At 49.2% G+C, this 17,952-nt stretch carries 20 protein-coding genes, 1 tRNA gene and 1 pseudogene; 11 read left to right on the top strand and 11 right to left on the bottom strand.

From position 1 onward, the window contains the following. Positions 1-147: 147 nt before the first annotated feature. The 4 genes from LA360_RS11350 to LA360_RS11335 all read right to left on the bottom strand — a co-directional run bounded on the left by LA360_RS11350 (position 148) and on the right by LA360_RS11335 (position 3,367). Positions 148-912 carry a M20 metallopeptidase family protein gene (locus LA360_RS11350; RefSeq protein ID WP_225537506.1) on the bottom strand — a complete coding sequence of 255 codons (765 nt, stop codon included), beginning with the start codon at positions 910-912 and terminating at the stop codon, positions 148-150. A gap of 68 nt (positions 913-980) precedes the next feature. Further along, positions 981-1,718 carry an amino acid ABC transporter ATP-binding protein gene (locus tag LA360_RS11345; RefSeq protein ID WP_022201244.1) on the bottom strand — a complete coding sequence of 246 codons (738 nt, stop codon included), beginning with the start codon at positions 1,716-1,718 and terminating at the stop codon, positions 981-983. Between the two features lie 38 nt (positions 1,719-1,756). Beyond that, positions 1,757-2,656, bottom strand: a complete 900-nt coding sequence (locus LA360_RS11340; protein ID WP_022201243.1) for a transporter substrate-binding domain-containing protein — start codon at positions 2,654-2,656, stop codon at positions 1,757-1,759. Between the two features lie 45 nt (positions 2,657-2,701). Further along, positions 2,702-3,367 carry an amino acid ABC transporter permease gene (locus LA360_RS11335; RefSeq protein ID WP_002584455.1) on the bottom strand — a complete coding sequence of 222 codons (666 nt, stop codon included), beginning with the start codon at positions 3,365-3,367 and terminating at the stop codon, positions 2,702-2,704. A gap of 253 nt (positions 3,368-3,620) precedes the next feature. Here LA360_RS11335 and LA360_RS11330 point away from each other — a divergent pair, with 253 nt between their 5' ends. Both LA360_RS11330 and LA360_RS11325 read left to right on the top strand, forming a co-directional pair. Then, positions 3,621-4,424, top strand: coding sequence for a DUF6612 family protein (locus LA360_RS11330; RefSeq protein WP_022201242.1), 804 nt, complete (start codon positions 3,621-3,623; stop codon positions 4,422-4,424). A gap of 122 nt (positions 4,425-4,546) precedes the next feature. Next, positions 4,547-4,635 (top strand) — tRNA-Ser (locus LA360_RS11325). A 48-nt stretch (positions 4,636-4,683) separates the two neighbouring features. On the opposite strand, the gene LA360_RS11320 is transcribed toward LA360_RS11325, so the two are convergent. The 5 genes from LA360_RS11320 to LA360_RS11300 form a co-directional block, all read right to left on the bottom strand. Further along, the gene (locus LA360_RS11320) at positions 4,684-4,854 is read right to left on the bottom strand and encodes a hypothetical protein (RefSeq protein ID WP_155521179.1); all 171 of its coding nucleotides are present in this window, start codon (positions 4,852-4,854) and stop codon (positions 4,684-4,686) included. A gap of 119 nt (positions 4,855-4,973) precedes the next feature. Continuing rightward, positions 4,974-5,153, bottom strand: a complete 180-nt coding sequence (locus tag LA360_RS11315; RefSeq protein WP_002584457.1) for a hypothetical protein — start codon at positions 5,151-5,153, stop codon at positions 4,974-4,976. A 6-nt stretch (positions 5,154-5,159) separates the two neighbouring features. Next, the gene (locus LA360_RS11310; RefSeq protein WP_022201241.1) at positions 5,160-5,342 is read right to left on the bottom strand and encodes a hypothetical protein; all 183 of its coding nucleotides are present in this window, start codon (positions 5,340-5,342) and stop codon (positions 5,160-5,162) included. 64 nt (positions 5,343-5,406) lie between these two features. Beyond that, the gene (gene rsiV / locus LA360_RS11305) at positions 5,407-6,279 is read right to left on the bottom strand and encodes an anti-sigma-V factor RsiV (protein WP_022201240.1); all 873 of its coding nucleotides are present in this window, start codon (positions 6,277-6,279) and stop codon (positions 5,407-5,409) included. Then, positions 6,248-6,799 carry an RNA polymerase sigma factor gene (locus LA360_RS11300; RefSeq protein WP_022201239.1) on the bottom strand — a complete coding sequence of 184 codons (552 nt, stop codon included), beginning with the start codon at positions 6,797-6,799 and terminating at the stop codon, positions 6,248-6,250. Before LA360_RS11300 ends, rsiV begins: the two co-directional genes overlap by 32 nt. A 190-nt stretch (positions 6,800-6,989) precedes the next feature. On the opposite strand from LA360_RS11300, the gene LA360_RS11295 reads away from it, so the two are divergent. Beyond that, on the top strand, positions 6,990-7,949 hold the full coding sequence (locus LA360_RS11295) for a peptidoglycan recognition protein family protein (protein WP_112481945.1): 960 nt from the start codon (positions 6,990-6,992) through the stop codon (positions 7,947-7,949). Positions 7,950-8,011: 62 nt separating this feature from the next. Here the strand turns inward: LA360_RS11295 and LA360_RS11290 are convergent, their stop codons facing one another. After that, a complete protein-coding gene (locus LA360_RS11290) occupies positions 8,012-8,821 on the bottom strand; it encodes a histidinol-phosphatase HisJ family protein (RefSeq protein ID WP_022201237.1) in 810 nt (269 codons plus the stop codon). A 217-nt stretch (positions 8,822-9,038) separates the two neighbouring features. On the opposite strand from LA360_RS11290, the gene gap reads away from it, so the two are divergent. The 4 genes from gap to gpmI all read left to right on the top strand — a co-directional run bounded on the left by gap (position 9,039) and on the right by gpmI (position 13,840). Next, a complete protein-coding gene (gene gap, locus LA360_RS11285) occupies positions 9,039-10,070 on the top strand; it encodes a type I glyceraldehyde-3-phosphate dehydrogenase (protein ID WP_002584463.1) in 1,032 nt (343 codons plus the stop codon). A 109-nt stretch (positions 10,071-10,179) separates the two neighbouring features. Continuing rightward, positions 10,180-11,397 (top strand): phosphoglycerate kinase, encoded by a 1,218-nt coding sequence (locus tag LA360_RS11280; RefSeq protein ID WP_112481943.1) that lies wholly within the window; start codon positions 10,180-10,182, stop codon positions 11,395-11,397. A 50-nt stretch (positions 11,398-11,447) separates the two neighbouring features. Further along, positions 11,448-12,200 (top strand): triose-phosphate isomerase, encoded by a 753-nt coding sequence (gene tpiA, locus LA360_RS11275; protein ID WP_022201235.1) that lies wholly within the window; start codon positions 11,448-11,450, stop codon positions 12,198-12,200. A gap of 98 nt (positions 12,201-12,298) precedes the next feature. Continuing rightward, positions 12,299-13,840 carry a 2,3-bisphosphoglycerate-independent phosphoglycerate mutase gene (gpmI, locus tag LA360_RS11270; protein WP_022201234.1) on the top strand — a complete coding sequence of 514 codons (1,542 nt, stop codon included), beginning with the start codon at positions 12,299-12,301 and terminating at the stop codon, positions 13,838-13,840. A 107-nt stretch (positions 13,841-13,947) separates the two neighbouring features. Here the strand turns inward: gpmI and LA360_RS11265 are convergent. Next, positions 13,948-15,343, bottom strand: a pseudogene (locus LA360_RS11265) (cation:proton antiporter). Between the two features lie 123 nt (positions 15,344-15,466). Here LA360_RS11265 and LA360_RS11260 point away from each other — a divergent pair. The 4 genes from LA360_RS11260 to LA360_RS11245 all read left to right on the top strand — a co-directional run bounded on the left by LA360_RS11260 (position 15,467) and on the right by LA360_RS11245 (position 17,917). After that, entirely contained in the window at positions 15,467-16,360 is an 894-nt protein-coding gene (locus LA360_RS11260) for a LysR family transcriptional regulator (protein WP_022201232.1), read from the top strand. A gap of 16 nt (positions 16,361-16,376) precedes the next feature. Continuing rightward, entirely contained in the window at positions 16,377-17,021 is a 645-nt protein-coding gene (locus LA360_RS11255; RefSeq protein ID WP_022201231.1) for a Fic family protein, read from the top strand. Between the two features lie 217 nt (positions 17,022-17,238). Next, on the top strand, positions 17,239-17,490 hold the full coding sequence (locus tag LA360_RS11250; protein WP_022201230.1) for a gamma-glutamylcyclotransferase family protein: 252 nt from the start codon (positions 17,239-17,241) through the stop codon (positions 17,488-17,490). 1 nt (position 17,491) lies between these two features. Then, a complete protein-coding gene (locus LA360_RS11245; protein ID WP_318653988.1) occupies positions 17,492-17,917 on the top strand; it encodes a helix-turn-helix domain-containing protein in 426 nt (141 codons plus the stop codon). The last annotated feature ends 35 nt before the right edge of the window (positions 17,918-17,952 follow it).

Below are 17,952 nucleotides of genomic sequence, written 5' to 3'. Positions count from 1 at the left end.
CATAAAGCTGCTGCTGTGGAGTCCAAACGTTCCCTGATTTTTTTCAGTTGCAATGCCGGCATATACATAGGCTCCCGGAACACGGGCCACATATTCACTGAAATCCTCTCCTCCAAGATGAGATTGGTATCCAGTTTGACATGTTCTTCACCTAATATCCTGGCAGCTCACTGAAGGCAGAATCTTACACAGCACCCTTGCCGCTGTTTCAGGAAGACGTCGGGATACGATTTGCTGTAAACCGGAATAAATCTGATTCGTTATGGCAATGGGGTCTATGCACTCATGGGGCCAGGAACCATGACCGCCTTGCCCTGTCACCTGTATTTCAAATCTTCCAGGATATCCAAAGGCACATCTCTCTGCCACACACATTTCTCCCGCCGCTGCTTCTGGCCATGCATGGGCGGCAAAAACAGCGTCTACAGCAGAATTTTCCAGTATGCGGTCTTCCTCAACCATTTTTCTTCCACCAATTCCATTTTCCTCACCGGGCTGGAATACAAATTTCACGTGACCGGAAAACTGGCTGCGCAGCTTTGACAGAATCATTGCACTGCCTAAAAGCCACGCAGCATGTCCGTCGTGTCCGCATGCGTGCATTATGCCAGGTGTTTCTGACGAAAAGGGAAGTCCGGTTTTTTCTTCTATGGGCAGCGCGTCGATATCTGCACGCAGAAGAACTGTTTTTCCAGCGCCCTTTGCTCCTGTCAGGCTGCCGACGACCCCGGTACCGCCGGCAGCCCCTGTAATCACCTCCATCCCTTCCAGATTGCGTAACTTCTCAGCAATTTTATGGGATGTTTCATACTCCTCCATAGAGAGTTCCGGATGGCAGTGGAGTTCACGGCGAAATTGGATTATTTCTTCTCTGCATTGTTCTGCTTTTTCTTTGATTTGTTCGGTCAGCATCAGCTTCCTCCCTGAGTTGGAATAGAATGTAATAGGCCCCACAGACAGTGAGGCCGGTATAGTTGACTTTATTTGCTTACGAAATTTAAAAACTGGCGCAGCCTTGGATTTTCAGGGTTATCAATGAGTTCCTCAGGGGAACCGTCAGCCGCAATCATACCGTTGTCCATGAACAATATGCGGGTTGCAACGTTTCTTGCGAATTTGATTTCGTGGGTGACCAGGACCATGGTGGAATCCTCTTCGGCCAGCCGGCGAATGGTATTCAGTACTTCTCCCACAAGTTCGGGATCCAGGGCGGAAGTGGGCTCGTCGAAGAGCAGAACATCCGGACTGACCGCCAGGGCCCGGGCAATGGCCACACGCTGCTGCTGTCCGCCCGACATCTTGGCCGGGTAAAAATCCTTACGGTCCAGCATGCCTACTTTCTCTAAAAGCCGCAGGGATGTCTCCTCTGCTTCAGCCTTTGGTCTGTTATGAACGGTCACAAGCGCTTCCATGACATTTTCCAAAGCTGTTTTATTCTTAAATAGATTATAGCCCTGGAATACCATGGCAGATTGACGCCGCAGGTTCCGTACTTCCTTAGAAGTATACCTGGCTGCGTCCACACGCGCATTGCCGATCTGAATGATTCCCGTGGTGGGTATACACAGAAAGTTCAGGCAGCGCAGCAGGGTTGATTTTCCGGTACCCGATGGCCCCAGGATGGCCACTATTTCATTTTTCTTTATATTCAGGTTAATGTCCTTTAGAACTTCTGTATCGGTTCCGAATGTTTTGGACAGATTTTCTACTGTAACCATCTGTTATTTCCCTTCAACTGCAGATTTTCAGCTGTTATTTAGTGGGTTGCCGTTAACCACTCGTCGCTAATAAGCTGGGATAAATCCTCATAAAACCATTTAGTGATGATTTCAGAAACGGTTCCATCCTCATGCATTTCCTTTAATACCACATTGATATCATCGCGGAGTCCGGCTCCCTCCTCCGTGTCAGCAAACCACCAGCCTACGTTATTTCCAAACAGCTTTTGGTCCAGCATACGAAATTCCAGGTTCTGGGCCCTTTCTGCTTTTTCGATGTTGGTAACTGTATTGGCATAACAGTCTATGCGCCCAAGGGAACAATCCTGAAAACCTGCATTTGAATCCTCATAAGTTACGATTTCCCAATCATAATCAGGAGCCATATTCTCAACTGTTGACTGGGCAGCCTGTCCGGCTGTCACACCGATGGTGTGTCCGCGTAAATCATCCATTGTCTTATATTCGCTGTCCGGCCGGACTATGATGACCTGCGCATCCGCATAGATTGGGTCAGATGCAATATATGTTTTCAGACGGGCTTCGGTAATGGCAAAGCAGTTTGCGGCTACATCCACACGGCCGGTGTTTAATTCCCCAAACAGGGAGGCCATATCTGAAACCTGTTTCATCTCGATGGTCCATCCGGTGCGGGCTTCGATTTCAGCCCAAAGGTCAGCCTCAGCTCCTGTCCAGTTTCCCTGGTCGTCAACCATGGAATAGGGTTCGCCGGTACCGGCAGTCCCTACTATGACAGTGCGGCTTTCAGCCGGTTCTGTATCATTGCCGGAATTGTCTGTCTTTGCATGTTCGGACGGGTTTGCCTGTGTGGCTTTGGCAGAGGCAGCAGGCTCCGGGCTCTGGCCTGAACAGCCTGCCATGGAAGCAGCTGCCAGGGCTGCCGAGATAATAAGAGCGGTTGCTTTTTTGCTTTTCATATGTTTCCTCCATTTGATGAATATTATAATATATAAGCAAACGGTCTAAAAAATAGCATTGCACCGTTTTTCCAATACTTTCTGGAAAGCCGTGAGAATCAGTGTTATAACCCAGTAAATCAACATGACGCAGGCATAGCACTCAAAGAACTGGAAGGTGTTGGCTCCTTCAATTTTTGCGGCCCCCATCACGTCCCTGACTCCAACCAGAAATGCCAGGGAAGACATTTTGAAAAGATTAATCAGGTCATTGAATAGAGGCGGAAGCGCAACACGGATTGCCTGGGGTATGACAATTCTGATTGTCATTTGGAAACCTGTCATGCCAAAGGCCATGGCTGCTTCCCTCTGCCCCTCATCCACGGAAATCAATGCCCCGCGGATGGATTCTGAAACAAACGCTCCCATGTTCAGGCTCATGATGACCGCAACAGCCACGGTGGGAGACATATTAAGAATAAGGGAACTTAAGTTGGCCAGACCGTAATAGAAAAAGAACAGCTGGGCGGCAACCGGTGTACCGCGGACAAAGGATATCCAGATTTTTAGAACCTGGCTCACACCCTTTACTTTGTAATAGCTGATGATGGCAAAGACCATTCCGATGACAAGCGAGAAAACGGCACTGATAATGGTCAGAGTCAGAGTCACATTCAACTTGCCCGCAATATAGGGAAGTGTTTGAAAGAAATAGCTCCAGTTAAATTTCATACCATACCCCTTCGTGATGATTTATCTTTATGTATAATTAATACAGCTTTGAACAGCAGACATATTATATATCGTTAAATACATGAAATCCAATTGACAAAATCTATTGGGAAATTGTGCCGGATAGATATTATGAATGGTGTTAAAATTGTAAATGTAAGGAAAACGTAAATCCTTCCGCATTTACAAATAAAACCTGATGCGTTACAATGAACATAACACCAAAGGTTTGTTTAAGACAAGGAGGGATTACATGAGATTAATGAAACGTCTGCTGGCAGTGGTTCTGGGAGCTGTCCTTTTATGTCCCATGACCGCTTATGCGGCCCGGTCACAGGAAGCATTGGAGCTGTACAAGGCGGTGGAAGCCAAGAACCAGAACATGACGGATATGAACGCCTTTTACGATTTCAAGATGAAGATGACAGGCAGCCTGCTTGAGAATGAAGGTATCAGTCCCATTGACATGCGGCTGGAGATGAATATGAAGATGAATCATATGCAGGACCCCAGTCAGCTGCGTTACATGGCATATTGCCGTATGACAATTCCGGACAGTGAGCCTATCACCTATTCCATGTATTATCTGGACGGCTATACCTACATGGATATGCCGGGACAAAAGATTAAGTACCCCATGGCCATGGGCGACATGATGAATCAGGCCATGGCTTCGTCAAAGGCTTTCGAGGTGCCGGAGGATTTGGCCGGAGACTTTAACCTGTGGGACGAGGGAGAGAACAAGGTCATCGGCTATACCATCAACGATGCCAGGATGAACGAGTACATGCAGATGGTACTCGGCTCTACCGGACTTACGGGCATGCTGGACGGTCTTGATATGAAGCTTCGCAATATCCGCGGAGAGTATGTGGTGAATCCGGCCGGCGACTGCATTAAGATGCGCCTCAAGATGGATATGGATATGACCATGCAGGGGGAGACCTTCAGTGTGAGCCTGGACGGCGATGTGGGAATCGCGGATCCCGGCCAGCCCGTGGATGTACCTGTTCCAAATCCTGCGGAATATACCGAGATGCAGGCGGCAGCCAGTTAAAGGAGATTTGAGGGTATTTTTAAGATAGTTTCAAAATATGCTGAAAATGTCTAAAAAAATTAACGCCAACTACTACACAAAACACGGATTTTAGTGTATAATGCAGTAGTTGGCATTTTTTTGGAGGAGTACCCAAGTGGCTGAAGGGTCTGGCTTCGAACACCAGTAGGTCGGCAGCACCGGCGCGAGGGTTCAAATCCCTCCTCCTCCGTTTATGTGACGATTCTGGCATTTGCTCCGGCCGCAGCTTTTATACAGGTTACGGCCGCCCTCCAGAACCTTCTTTTCCCGTATCAGCTCTGCAATCGCAGAGCCCCCCGCTGACGCGTCCAAGCCACTGTTCAAAGGTTTCATCCTGATAACGGTATTTGTGTTTCCAGATATCGATTCCCAGCCGGTTTTCAGCTCCCAGACACTCCTGTATTTCCATATAATTACACCCCGGATTCTATATATTGTATTAAAAACAATAATATCACAATATATGGCATGATTCGAGCCCCGGGAAGGGATGGGTTAAAAACGCGCAAAAAATGCAGCCCTGGTTTATCAGGACTGCATGCGGTTTTCAGGAAATTCCTGAGGGAAATCATGGGTGGCGCTGTCTGCGCCGGGCAAATCAATTTCAGGAATGTCCCCATCCCCATAGGTGCTGCTGTTTCTGCCCGGAAGCTCCAGGGGTTCCTGTCTGCCGGGCTCCTGTCTTCCGGGTATCTGTATTCCGTCCATGTGCCATCATCCTTCCGTAAACATGTTTTCCACGTAGTTGCGCATATCCTCATGGCTCTTTATGTTTCTGGCCCTGTTTACCACTTGTTTCTGTTCCGGCTCCGTAAGGCCGGAGAAACGGCTCATGGCTTCAGGATTCATAGCCAACTCCATGGTAAATCCAATGGGAAGTTCATCCCGCTCTATCATATTCATCACCTCAGGATTAGTATGGAAGGCGGGGACGGAAAATATGCATGGCCGGATTCAGGATTTAAAAGGCACCTGTAACGGAACCGGGAATGGTGAACTGTACGGCGCCCATGTAACCCGGCGCCACATCGTATTCGTTAAATGTAATCACAAGTTCGCCGTTTTCATTGAAATAATAGCTCTCATCGCCTGTAAGTCCCTTGAAATCCTCATCCGGCATATCGGATTGGTAGAAGTACATGATGGACTCATCCTTTGCCATCTGTTCCGCCATCTGGCTCTTAATGTTGGTGCTGATGGCATCCAGCATTTCCGGACGGTCATGGAACAGGTCCTTTAAGGAGATGACATTTCCGGTGGCCTTGTCTATGGTAAATACCTTGACGAACTGGGTACCGCTGGCCATGGTAAGGGTGGTATCAATGCGGATGCACAGATATTTGCTGTTGTCTGTCACCACTTCATAGCGGGAATCCAGACCATAGTGCCCCTCTCCGTTGTCCTTTGACAATTCTTCCTCATACATGGCAATGAGCTCATTGCCATAATCCTCTATGGATTTGTTTGCCGGTACCTGGGCACCCTCGGTCCCTTCAATCGTCACCTGGGGAACCTTGATATCAGCCTCAAAATGATTCTTTTTATCTTCATAAGTGCGGAAGGTTACCACCTTTGCGATGGATCCAATGACCGGAATCTGTTCCATGGCATTGGCCAGGGCCGGTGTGGCGTTGGCCAGTACGGTAATGGCAATCATGGCAGCGGCAGCGGCCCCGCCTGTCTTCTTTGCAAATTTCATAATAATCACGCCTTTCTGTTCTTTTTTTGCCTGGGCAATGCCCGCAAGCATGCGTTCCTTTGCTTCCTTTGGAACAGGTATGCTTTCATATTCTGATTTCAGGTTATCCATCTGTCTGTTTTCTTCCTGTTTCATGAGCATGGCTCCTTTCTGAAAAATGGTTCTGGTTTCCGCCCAAAGACTCCGGCTCCAGTTCCAGCCTTAGCTTTTTTAAGGTGCGGTATAGCCTGGCCTTTACTGTGTTGAGATTTTCACCTACTATATCAGCAATCTCTTCTAATTTAAGATCCTCAAAATACCGCAGTAGGATGACAGTCCTGCTTTTGTCATCCAGCCGGTTTATCATCTGTTTCAAGTCCAGGTCCTGGTAATGGTCCTCCGTGGGTGTTTCCGGCATTTCTTCTGTGGGTGTTTCTTTCTTTTTCCTGCGCAGCATATCCAGGCTTGTGTTGACTACGATCCGGTAAATCCATGTGGACAGGTAGTCTTTATTTCTGACCCCTTTGCAGTCCTTAATTGCCCGGTAGGCGCTTTCCTGGACTACATCAAGGGCATCATCTTGGTTTCGCATTAGCTTATATGCCAGGCGGTAGTAGCGTTCATAATTTTCCGTAAGGAGACGTTCTGTTTCCGCCGTGTGGTTGTAAAAGCCCATGTACCTGCATCCTCCTTTCATATCCTTCTGACTGTTAGACGTCTGGGGCAGGGATAAAGTTGCGTCTGTTTTATGATTTTACGGATTGTTTCATAAAATGCAACATCCATTGTGTTTTAAGCTGAAAAATGTTATATTGTTCATGTGACAGAATCTGTGGAACATGAATTAACGAAAGGTGTACGAAAGGATGAGAGAGGAACGGACTAACGATATAGATGGGATGAGAGATTACGAAGATATCCGGCAGGTACCGCTGGAGCCGGGCCGGCCGGCGTCTGGCCGGCAGAATCCTCCTGTGGGGGATTCCTACATAGGAGGCAGGCCCAGACGTGAGCGGGTTTCCAGAAGAAAGCCCGGTATGGGAGATACGGGACCGGGGGCCGGAAAGCCTGCTGCCGGAACGGCGCAGGAGGACCAGAACACCAGAAAGAAGACTGAACGGTCTCAAAGGAATAAAAAAACAGGAAATTCAGGTTCAGGTGAACGCCGTAACCGTTCGGGGAAAGGCGTGTCCTTCCTGGCGCTTTTGCTGGTGCTGGTGTTGGGCGCAGGCGCCGGTCTTGGCGGAGGTTATTACCTCTGGGGCTGGGAGAGGCCCTATACCGTGGATTTGAAGGCAGTGGAAGTGCCGGATTATGTAGAGCAGGATTTCATAAGGAAGAATATATTTTCCAGGCCGGATGTGGGGCGTCAGAAGGTGGATAAGATTGTCATACACTATGTGGCTAATCCCGGCTCCACGGCCAGGAATAACAGGGACTATTTTGACAGCCTGGCTGACCAGGACCCGCAAAAAAGCGGTTCGTCTGCCAGCAGCCATTTTGTAGTGGGTCTGGAAGGAGAAGTTATCCAGTGCATTCCTGTCAATGAGATTGCCTATGCCAATGCCCCTTTAAACAACACGACGGTTGCCATTGAGGTGTGCCATCCGGACGACAGCGGAAAGTTCAATGATGCCACCTATGAATCCCTGGTGGATTTGACGGCCTTCCTCTGCAGACAGCTGAAACTGACGCCTGGGGACGTCATACGCCACTATGATGTAAATGAAAAACTCTGTCCTAAGTATTATGTGGAGCACGAGGACGCATGGGAGCGGTTCCAGAAGGATGTAAAGGCAGGCATGAAAACAGAAAGCGCGGGATGAGGTGCATAAACGGTATAAATGCGGCAAATCCTATATCATCGCCGCTCGCAGCCATTCCCCGGCTAAAGAGGAATGAATTCCGGCTTTCTGCCATGGTACACGGTAAAATATTTATAACCGCAGTCCAGCAGCAGTTCGCGGCAGGTGTCAAAGGCATAACCCACATATTCCGGGGTATGGGCGTCGGATCCAATGGTTATCATCTCGCCGCCCAGCTCCCGGTAGCGCATGAGAATCTTCCGGCAGGGATTGGGCTGGCCCAGGCCGTACTTAAAACCGCCTGTGTTGCACTCCAGAGATTTGCCGTTTTCAATAAGAATCTTTAAGAGCGGGTCAATCCACCGGCTCAGATGCCGGTAGTCGTAAAAGTCGTTCTGGTGGGGAGCGTAGCGCACCGCGTAATCCAGATGGCCAAAGGAATCAAAGGTATGGCACAGGTCTCTGACACGCGCCAGGGAGGCTTCAAAGAAATCCTCAAAGCCGGTCACCTCGCCCTGCCTGTTCCAGTATTCCGGATCGTATGGGTCCATGCTCTTTACAAAATGGCTGGATCCGATGATGAAATCAAAGGAATCCCCATAACGCTTTACAAAGTGCTCCAAATATTCTTTAAGATGCTCCTGAAGCCCCAGCTCGATTCCAATGTTGATGCGGATACGGTCCCTGTAATCTGCCCGGAGCATGCGCAGGGCCGTGAGATAGGCGGGTATATCCAGGATAAAATCACAGTCGCAGAATCCGGAATCGTAGTCGTGGTGGTCGGTAATGCACATCTCCTTCATGCCAAGTTCTATGGCTTTCTCAATCTGCAGGCTGATGGAGGTGTTGGAGTCACCGGAAAATTCAGTGTGCAGATGGCAGTCGTATATCATTGGAGCCTCTCCTTTGCTTCTATCGCATTTCATAACAACATTATAGCAGAAAATACCCGAATGGCAAGATTCCAGTCTTTTCTTCGTATAAATAGTTCAAAGATCCGTAAAAATAAAAAAAGGACTTGCCATTTCATTAGAAATTGATTACAATAGAGAGAGGTTGATTAATATTTAACAATAATATATTTTTTAACAAACTAGGAGGAATTGAATCATGGCAGTAAAAGTAGCGATTAATGGATTTGGACGTATTGGACGTCTGGCTTTCCGTCAGATGTTCGGAGCAGAAGGTTACGATGTAGTAGCTATCAATGACTTAACCGATCCTAAGATGTTAGCTCATCTGTTAAAGTATGATACGGCACAGGGTGGATATGCCGGCGTTTACGGCCAGGGTCTGCACACTGTTGAGGCTGGAGAGGATTCCATTACTGTAGACGGCAAGAAGATTACCATCTACAAGGAGCCAAAGGCTGCTGATCTTCCATGGGGCGAAATCGGCGTAGACGTGGTTCTGGAGTGTACCGGATTCTACTGCTCTAAGGACAAAGCTCAGGCACACATCGATGCAGGCGCTAAGAAAGTTGTTATCTCTGCTCCGGCAGGCAATGACCTTCCTACTATTGTATACAGCGTTAACGAAAATGTACTGACAGCTGACGACAAGATTATCTCCGCAGCTTCCTGTACAACAAACTGCTTAGCTCCTATGGCTAAGGCACTGAATGATTACGCTCCTATCCAGAGCGGTATCATGTCCACCATCCACGCTTACACAGGCGATCAGATGATTCTGGACGGACCACACAGAAAAGGTGATTTAAGAAGAGCAAGAGCCGGCGCAGCTAACATCGTTCCTAACTCCACCGGTGCTGCTAAGGCTATCGGCCTGGTTATTCCAGAGCTGAACGGCAAGTTAATCGGTTCCGCACAGCGTGTACCTGTACCAACCGGTTCCACCACCATCTTAACAGCTGTTGTTAAGAAGGCCGGCGTTACAAAGGAAGACATCAACGCAGCTATGAAGGCAGCTGCCAGCGAGTCCTTTGGATACAACGAAGATGCCATCGTATCTTCCGACATTATCGGTATGAGATTTGGTTCTCTGTTCGACGCAACACAGACCATGGTAGCCCAGATTGCTGATGATCTGTACGAAGTACAGGTTGTTTCATGGTATGACAATGAGAACTCCTACACAAGCCAGATGGTAAGGACAATCAAGTACTTTGCTGAGTTAGGCTAATTGTGACAACAGGACAGTAATTTTTAAGTAGACTCATGAAGGGTCCGGTCGTTTGGGCCGGGCCCTTTGTTCGCCAAATGTATCAATGACTCTGAAAGGGGAAAGACATATGTTAAACAAGAAAACAGTTGATGATTTAAAAGATTTACAGGGCAAAAAAGTACTGGTACGCTGCGATTTCAACGTTCCGTTAAAGGAAGGCGTTATCCAGAACTATAACCGTATTGACGGAGCCATCCCAACCATAAAGAAGCTTCTTGACCAGGGCGCTAAGGTTATCCTGTGCTCCCATTTAGGCAAGCCAAAGGGCGAGCCCGTTCCGGAGATGAGCCTTGCTCCTGTTGCTCCTGCTCTGAGCGAAAGACTGGGCGTAGAGGTTAAGTTTGTGGACGATCCAAAGGTAACAGGACCTGAGACCCGGAAGGTAGCCGCTGAGTTAAAGGACGGAGAGGTACTGCTCCTTCAGAATACCCGTTACAGGGGTGAGGAGACCAAATTCAAAGACGGCGATGCTGCAAGCGAAGCTTATGCAAAAGAACTGGCTGATCTGTGCGACGGCATTTTCGTAAATGATGCATTCGGTACTGCCCACAGGGCCCACTGCTCCAATGTTGGTGTTACCAGATTTACCAAGGAGAACGTGGTAGGCTACCTGATGGAGAAGGAAATCAAGTTCTTAGGGCAGGCAGTTGAGAATCCGGTTCGTCCATTCGTGGCCATCCTGGGCGGCGCCAAGGTTTCCGACAAGATTAATGTAATCAACAACCTGTTAGACAAGGTTGACACCCTGATTATCGGCGGCGGTATGGCTTATACCTTTGCAAAGGCACAGGGCCAGGAAATCGGCAACTCCTTATGCGAGGCAGATAAGCTGGATTACGCTCTGGAGATGATTAAGAAGGCAGAGGAAAAGGGCGTTAAGCTGCTTCTTCCTGTTGACCATGTGGAAGGAAAGGAATTCTCCAACGATACAGAGCATAAAGTAGTGGATGTGATCGATGCGGGCTGGTCAGGATTTGACATCGGACCTAAAACCATCGCGCTTTATAAGGAAGCATTACAGGGCGCCAAGACCGTTGTGTGGAACGGACCTATGGGCGTGTTTGAGTTCTCCAACTTCGCAGAAGGCACACTGGAAGTATGCCGCGCGGTTGCTGACTTGGCAGATGCCACCACTGTAATCGGCGGCGGCGACTCTGTCAACGCTGTGAAGAGACTGGGCTTTGCTGATAAGATGACCCACATCTCCACCGGCGGCGGCGCTTCCCTGGAATTCCTGGAGGGCAAGGAACTGCCAGGCGTGGTTGCAGCTGACAACAAAGCTTAATTCGGGTTTCCCATAAATGATTTCAGTGTGAAAGGGAGAGGTAAACTACAATGTCAAGAAAGAAAATTATAGCAGGCAACTGGAAGATGAACATGACTCCGTCAGAGGCAGTTGCCCTTGTAAACGAGTTAAAGCCATTGGTAGTGAATGAGGATGTGGACGTGGTATTCTGTGTGCCTGCCATTGACATCATTCCTGCTATGGAAGCAGCCAAGGGAACCAATATCTATATCGGAGCCGAGAATATGTACTATGAGGAGAAGGGCGCTTACACAGGCGAGATTTCCCCCAATATGCTGGTAGACGCCGGCGTTAAGTACGTAATCATCGGCCATTCCGAGAGACGCGAGTATTTCGCGGAGACAGATGAGACCGTGAACAAAAAGGTGTTAAAGGCCTTTGAACACGGCATCACACCGATTGTCTGCTGCGGGGAGACACTGACACAGAGGGAGCAGGGAATCACCATTGACTGGATTCGCCAGCAGATTAAGATTGCGTTCCTGAATGTGACAGCTGACCAGGCTAAGACTGCAGTTATTGCTTACGAGCCCATCTGGGCAATCGGCACTGGCAAGGTGGCTACCACAGAGCAGGCTGAGGAAGTTTGCGCAGCCATCCGTGGATGCATTGGGGAGATTTATGATGAGGCTACAGCTGAGGCAATCCGTATCCAGTACGGCGGCTCTGTATCCGCATCCTCCGCTCCGGAGCTTTTCGAACAGCCGGATATCGATGGAGGACTGGTAGGCGGCGCTTCCTTAAAGCCTGACTTTGGCAAGATTGTAAATTACAACAAGTAATAGCGGAATGTGTGCCCTGCCCCTGACCGGAGCGTGTCCCAACGCGGGATTCACGCGCCCTAAGGCGGCAGGGCATTTAAAACAGAAGGAGATTGAAAATGAGCAAAAAACCAACCGTATTAATGATTCTGGACGGCTACGGACTGAACGATAACTGCGAACACAACGCTGTATGCGAGGGCAAAACCCCGGTTATGGACCAGCTTATGAGCCAGTGCCCCTTTGTAAAGGGAGAGGCCAGCGGCATGGCAGTGGGACTTCCGGAAGGACAGATGGGCAACTCTGAGGTAGGACATCTGAACATGGGAGCAGGCCGTATCGTATACCAGGAACTGACCAGAATCACAAAGTCCATTCAGGACGGGGACTTTTTCCGGATTCCGGAGTTTCTCACAGCAGTTGAAAACTGCAAAAAACATGATTCTGCCCTTCATATGTTCGGACTGGTGTCTGACGGCGGCGTACACAGCCACAACACCCACATCTACGGCCTGCTGGAGCTGGCGAAGAAGAACGGCTTAAAGAAGGTGTATGTACACTGCTTCCTGGATGGCCGCGATACACCTCCTGAATCAGGAAAAGGCTTTGTGGAGCAGCTGGAAGCAAAGATGAAGGAAATTGGCATAGGCGAGGTGGCTTCTGTCATGGGACGTTACTATGCCATGGACCGTGATAAGAGATGGGACCGCGTGGAACAGGCTTACAGCGCTCTGACAAAGGGCGAAGGAAATCAGGCTGAAAGCGCTGCGGCAGGCATCCAGGCTTCCTATGACAATGATAAGGCGGATGAGTTCGTCATCCCCTTTGTGGTCATGAAGGACGGCAAGCCTGTGGCGACTATCCAGGACAAGGATTCCGTGATTTTCTACAACTTCCGTCCGGACCGCGCAAGGGAGATTACCCGCGCATTCTGCGACGACAGCTTTGACGGCTTCCCGAGGGAGAAAAGACTGGACCTGGTGTATGTATGCTTTACGGATTATGACGAGACCATCCAGAACAAGCTGGTTGCATTTAAAAAGGAGAGCATCACCAATACCTTTGGCGAGTTCCTGGCAGCTCACCAAAAGACTCAGGTAAGGATTGCGGAGACAGAGAAATATGCTCATGTGACCTTCTTCTTCAACGGCGGCGTGGAAGAACCAAACGAGGGTGAGGACCGCATCCTGGTTCCTTCTCCAAAGGAGGTTGCCACCTATGATTTAAAACCCGAGATGAGCGCTAATGGCGTGTGTGATAAGCTGGTGGAAGCCATCAAATCCGGCAAATACGATGTTATCATCATCAATTTTGCCAACCCTGACATGGTAGGCCATACCGGAGTTGAGGACGCAGCCATCAAGGCCATTGAGACCGTGGACGCCTGCGTGGGCCGTGCGGTGGAGGCCGTCAAGGAAGTGGACGGCGTCATGTTCATCTGCGCGGACCATGGAAACGCAGAGCAGCTGGTGGACTATGAGACAGGCGAACCATTTACCGCCCATACCACCAACCCGGTACCGTTCATCCTGGTAAATGCGGACCCATCCTATAAGCTGCGTGAGGGCGGCGCACTGTGCGATATCGTGCCTACCCTTATCGAACTCATGGGAATGGAGCAGCCTAAGGAAATGACAGGAACATCACTGCTGGTTAGGTAAGAATAATTAAATAAGAATCAATATATGTAAAAGCCGGCTCCGAATGTGCGGAGCTGGCTTTTTTGATCTAAAAATGCCGGGGCAGGCGCCAAGTAATCTTAAATCATTCAGGTTACCGCATGTCTTTGAGGGATTTGCCGGGCCGGTACAGCAGTATTTGTTTCTTTACTGCTGTCAGAGGCTTTGGACCGCTGCGTCCGTTTTATGTACAGTTGGTTGCTCTGCATCTTCTGCTTTAGCGGCAGAGGGGCCGCTTGCAGCAGCCTTCCCGGAGACAGCCTTTCCCACAGCAGACTTCCCAACACCCGCCTTTCCCGGAACGCTACCGGATAACTTGATGGAAGCCTTTGCGCAGGCAGGACCCACCATTTCATACAAAAGCCCGCTGGACAGAATGATGGTGGACAGCAGCTGGCCGCTTTCTGCGGGGAGTATACGCTGTCCCAGCACAGCCAGGCCGATGGACACGCCTGCCTGAGGAATCAGCGCCAGGCCAAAGTAACGGCGTATTTCCGGTGAAGCGTGGGTAACCGCGGCGCCCAGGGCAGAGCCGGTGTATTTTCCGGCAATGCGGACCAGAAAGTAAACAATGCCGATCACGCCGGCGGCCGCCAGGCTGGGGACGGAAAGCCTCATGCCGGAAAGCACGAAGAACATCACCAGGAGGGGAGGCGTGAACTGGTTTAACTGCTTGAACAGGTGTTTGTTGCCGCTGGCATTGATATAAGCGGTGCCGGAGGCCATACATGCCAACAGGGGAGAAACATCAAGGGAAGTACAGATACCGGCCACGCCCATGATAGTGACGCAGGCCAGAACCAGGCTGTGGTCTTTGCTGCGGCGTTTGTGTATCAGCCTGCTGAGCACCACACCGGATAATCCGCCCAGCGCCAGCGCCAATAAGTTAAAGAGCACCGGAAAAGCAATCTGGGAAACCGTCACAGAGCCGCTGGAGGAACTGGCCTGGACAAAGGCCGCGCACACGCTGAAGGCTATCAGGGAGACCGCATCGTCCAGGGCAACTGCCTGCAGGATAGTGTCCACAAACAGCCCTCTGGCCTTATACTGCCGGATAGTCATAATGGTGGAGGCAGGGGCCGTGGCGCAGCCAATGGCTCCTAAAAGCAGACTGAAGGACAGGGATAACCCAATAATCAGCATAACAATTGTGATGAAGATACCTGCGGTCAGGGATTCAAACAGGGTCAGAATCACCATGTTTTTTCCGTTGGCTTTCAGGGATGACAGTTTAAAATATTTTCCTACTCCAAATGCGATGAATGCCAGGGCAAGGTCCGTGATGAAATCCATCTGTTCAATATATTGTGAAGGGACAAGGTTCAGGCACCAGGGCCCGATGATGACTCCCGCAATAATATAACCGGTAACGTTAGGAAGATGAAGCTGTTTTGTGATTCGTGTCAACAGAAAGCCGGATGCCAGCATGACTGCTATGGCCAATATAATTCCTGCTGCTCCCAGGTTTGATAAAAATAGTGCCATAATCAGCACTCCTTTCTGCGTTTTTTTTGTTTTGCTTGATTATAGTAGTGTTTGGTGATAAAATCAAATGATATTATTTGATTGGGATATAAAAAATATTTATATACTGAGGGGGACGGGCCCGTGTTTGACATGAAAGTAAAGACCCTTCTGGCTGTCATCGAAGCCGGAAGCTATACAAAGGCAGCTCAGAAGCTGAATCTGACCCAGCCGGCGGTGAGTCATCAGATTCGCCTGCTGGAAAATGAGTTCGATATAAAAATATTTTATAGGAGCAAAAACAAACTAAAGCTGACCCCCCAGGGGAAGATACTGGTGCAGTACGCCCGCAGGGCGGCGGCCGTCTATTCCAATGCCTGTCAGGCCATTGCGGACAGCAAGACGGAGACCAGCCACCTGAATGTAGGCATCACTCCCACGGCAGGAGAGACCATCATTCCCCAGGTGCTGGCCACCCTCTGCAATGAGAATCCGGATATACATATAAATATTTGTGTCAATACCATTCAAAAAATTTATAGCCGCCTGAAGGCATATGAACTGGATTTTGCCGTGGTGGAGGGCGGGGTGCCGGATACGGCGCTGGTGTCCACCACCCTGGACACGGATTACCTGTGTCTGGCTGTCTCGCCCATGCACCGCCTGGCCAGGGCCAAGACCGTGTCCGTGGAGGAAATACGCCATGAAAAGCTGATTCTGCGCAGCCGCAGTGCAGGCACAAGGCAGCTGTTTGAGAAGCATCTGGGCGCCAGGAACATGAGCCTGGCAGAGTTTAACGTGATGATGGAGCTGGATAATGTGTCCATGATTAAAGAGCTGGTAACCATGGATTTGGGAATTACCATCATTGCCAAAAGCGCCTGCCGCGAGGAATTGGCCAGCGGCCGTCTGGCCATTATTCCCATTGAAAATTCCTCCATGGTGCGCCAGATTGACATGGTATACCAGAAAGATTTCCTGCATCCTGAGCTTATCCGGAATATCCGGGGTATTTATGAACAGCTGAAGGCAAAGTGATGTTTACTGATATGGTATGATACTAACAAGAAATAGAGAGACAAAGGTGCTTTTGGAGGATGGGCTGACCATAGGAGGCAGATCACTGCGAGATGTATTGGAAGCGGTGGGGCATGCGAAAGCCTATGAGTTTATGTTCACTTTGCTAAAAAGTCGCCGCATAGATGAAGAAGTGGTGCTCTATATGCATAGGTTGTTCTATTGGAATATAGAACCAGACTATGCAGGCAGATATCGAGATATTCAGGTTATCATCACAGGTTCCCATTATTCAACCACACCACCAGATAGACTGGACAAGGAGATGAGAGGGCTGTTTGAATGGGTGTCTAAGAAAAGAGAGCGATTCCACCCAGTGGAATTTGCTGCCGAGCTGCACCGGCGTTGTGTATTTATCCATCCGTTCAAGGACGGGAATGGCAGAGTGGCTCGTCTTTTGGTGAATCTTGCGTTGATTCAAGATGGATATCTTCCGGCAGTCATCCCGCCAATCCTTCGTAAGGATTATGTATCTTTGTTGGAACGGGCGCATCGGGAGGCTCATGATTTTATAGAATTTATTGCAGAACGGGAGCTGGAATCTCAGAAGGAAATCCTGCGGCTGTTTCAGATCCCTTTCCCTAAAATGGAGTCTGGAATGTCAGGAATGGAAATGAAATGAAGAAATAGATTGACTGTGTGTCGGACAAAGAAATAGGTCCGGCACTCTTTTGTATCCTATAAGTGCAAGAGATGAAGCATAGGATTTGTGCTTTGCCTTCTGCACTTATTTTTTGAGGCGCTGACCAGGACGTTGGAAAAGATGGACCAGAAGGAATCCCAGTGGAGGCAAGGGTAGCTCTGCTTTTTCCATGTCGATGGGGATGTAGGAGGAACGAATGAGCAAAGTAAAAATCGATATTGCCTATGGCAGCAATCTAAATCTGCCGCAGATGGCGAAGCGCTGTCCCTCGGCAAGGGTGCTTGGAACGTCTGAAATTAAGGATTACAAGCTGTTACTTCGGGGATCACGCACAGGCTCCTATGCCACGATAGAACCCTGTGAAGCCTCGCCTTTTATGGAAATCACCATTGACGATATATCGGGAATCCGATATAATGGTAGTGGTGATGAAAATGACAATAAATGAAATGATAAAAGAAAAAGGAATGTCCCGATACAGCTTATCCAAAAGAAGCGGTATTCCCTGGGCAACACTCTCAGACATCTGCTCCGGTAAAACAAGCTTGACGCGGTGCAATGCGCAGACGCTTCAAAAGCTGGCAACTGCCTTTACAATGACCATCGAGGAGGTGCTGACACTCACAGCAGAATCCGAACAACATCAGGAGGACGGCAAACCGCAGGATCGTTCCTACTTGGAATCCAACCTGTCTGCCCATCTGCAAAAAGCAATCGGCGATTATATACAGGGGGAAAAAGATGAAGTGACCTATATGGACTGCCTATGGGGAGAGCTGTATGGTTCGATTAATGCCGACCTTTGGGCAGGAGTCATATCGGAGGAACAGGCAAATTATCTGAGGGCGAAATATCTTTATGAAGAACAGGAGTGAGCGTGTGAAAAAGAATTTTCACACTGCAATTGGTG

Origin of the sequence: Enterocloster clostridioformis (assembly GCF_020297485.1) — a bacterium.
Taxonomy (GTDB): Bacteria; Bacillota; Clostridia; order Lachnospirales; family Lachnospiraceae; genus Enterocloster; species Enterocloster clostridioformis.
This window is presented reverse-complemented; position numbering and strand designations above follow the sequence as displayed.

What these genes read in the sequence shown, in the direction of transcription:
- LA360_RS11350 (WP_225537506.1), bottom strand. Translation starts at nt 912, where the DNA reads ATGCTGACCGAACAAATCAAAGAAAAAGCAGAACAATGCAGAGAAGAA.
- LA360_RS11345 (WP_022201244.1), bottom strand. Translation starts at nt 1,718, where the DNA reads ATGGTTACAGTAGAAAATCTGTCCAAAACATTCGGAACCGATACAGAA.
- LA360_RS11340 (WP_022201243.1), bottom strand. Translation starts at nt 2,656, where the DNA reads ATGAAAAGCAAAAAAGCAACCGCTCTTATTATCTCGGCAGCCCTGGCA.
- LA360_RS11335 (WP_002584455.1), bottom strand. Translation starts at nt 3,367, where the DNA reads ATGAAATTTAACTGGAGCTATTTCTTTCAAACACTTCCCTATATTGCG.
- LA360_RS11330 (WP_022201242.1), top strand. Translation starts at nt 3,621, where the DNA reads ATGAGATTAATGAAACGTCTGCTGGCAGTGGTTCTGGGAGCTGTCCTT.
- LA360_RS11320 (WP_155521179.1), bottom strand. Translation starts at nt 4,854, where the DNA reads ATGGAAATACAGGAGTGTCTGGGAGCTGAAAACCGGCTGGGAATCGAT.
- LA360_RS11315 (WP_002584457.1), bottom strand. Translation starts at nt 5,153, where the DNA reads ATGGACGGAATACAGATACCCGGAAGACAGGAGCCCGGCAGACAGGAA.
- LA360_RS11310 (WP_022201241.1), bottom strand. Translation starts at nt 5,342, where the DNA reads ATGATAGAGCGGGATGAACTTCCCATTGGATTTACCATGGAGTTGGCT.
- rsiV (WP_022201240.1), bottom strand. Translation starts at nt 6,279, where the DNA reads ATGAAACAGGAAGAAAACAGACAGATGGATAACCTGAAATCAGAATAT.
- LA360_RS11300 (WP_022201239.1), bottom strand. Translation starts at nt 6,799, where the DNA reads ATGGGCTTTTACAACCACACGGCGGAAACAGAACGTCTCCTTACGGAA.
- LA360_RS11295 (WP_112481945.1), top strand. Translation starts at nt 6,990, where the DNA reads ATGAGAGAGGAACGGACTAACGATATAGATGGGATGAGAGATTACGAA.
- LA360_RS11290 (WP_022201237.1), bottom strand. Translation starts at nt 8,821, where the DNA reads ATGATATACGACTGCCATCTGCACACTGAATTTTCCGGTGACTCCAAC.
- gap (WP_002584463.1), top strand. Translation starts at nt 9,039, where the DNA reads ATGGCAGTAAAAGTAGCGATTAATGGATTTGGACGTATTGGACGTCTG.
- LA360_RS11280 (WP_112481943.1), top strand. Translation starts at nt 10,180, where the DNA reads ATGTTAAACAAGAAAACAGTTGATGATTTAAAAGATTTACAGGGCAAA.
- tpiA (WP_022201235.1), top strand. Translation starts at nt 11,448, where the DNA reads ATGTCAAGAAAGAAAATTATAGCAGGCAACTGGAAGATGAACATGACT.
- gpmI (WP_022201234.1), top strand. Translation starts at nt 12,299, where the DNA reads ATGAGCAAAAAACCAACCGTATTAATGATTCTGGACGGCTACGGACTG.
- LA360_RS11255 (WP_022201231.1), top strand. Translation starts at nt 16,377, where the DNA reads ATGATACTAACAAGAAATAGAGAGACAAAGGTGCTTTTGGAGGATGGG.
- LA360_RS11250 (WP_022201230.1), top strand. Translation starts at nt 17,239, where the DNA reads ATGAGCAAAGTAAAAATCGATATTGCCTATGGCAGCAATCTAAATCTG.
- LA360_RS11245 (WP_318653988.1), top strand. Translation starts at nt 17,492, where the DNA reads ATGATAAAAGAAAAAGGAATGTCCCGATACAGCTTATCCAAAAGAAGC.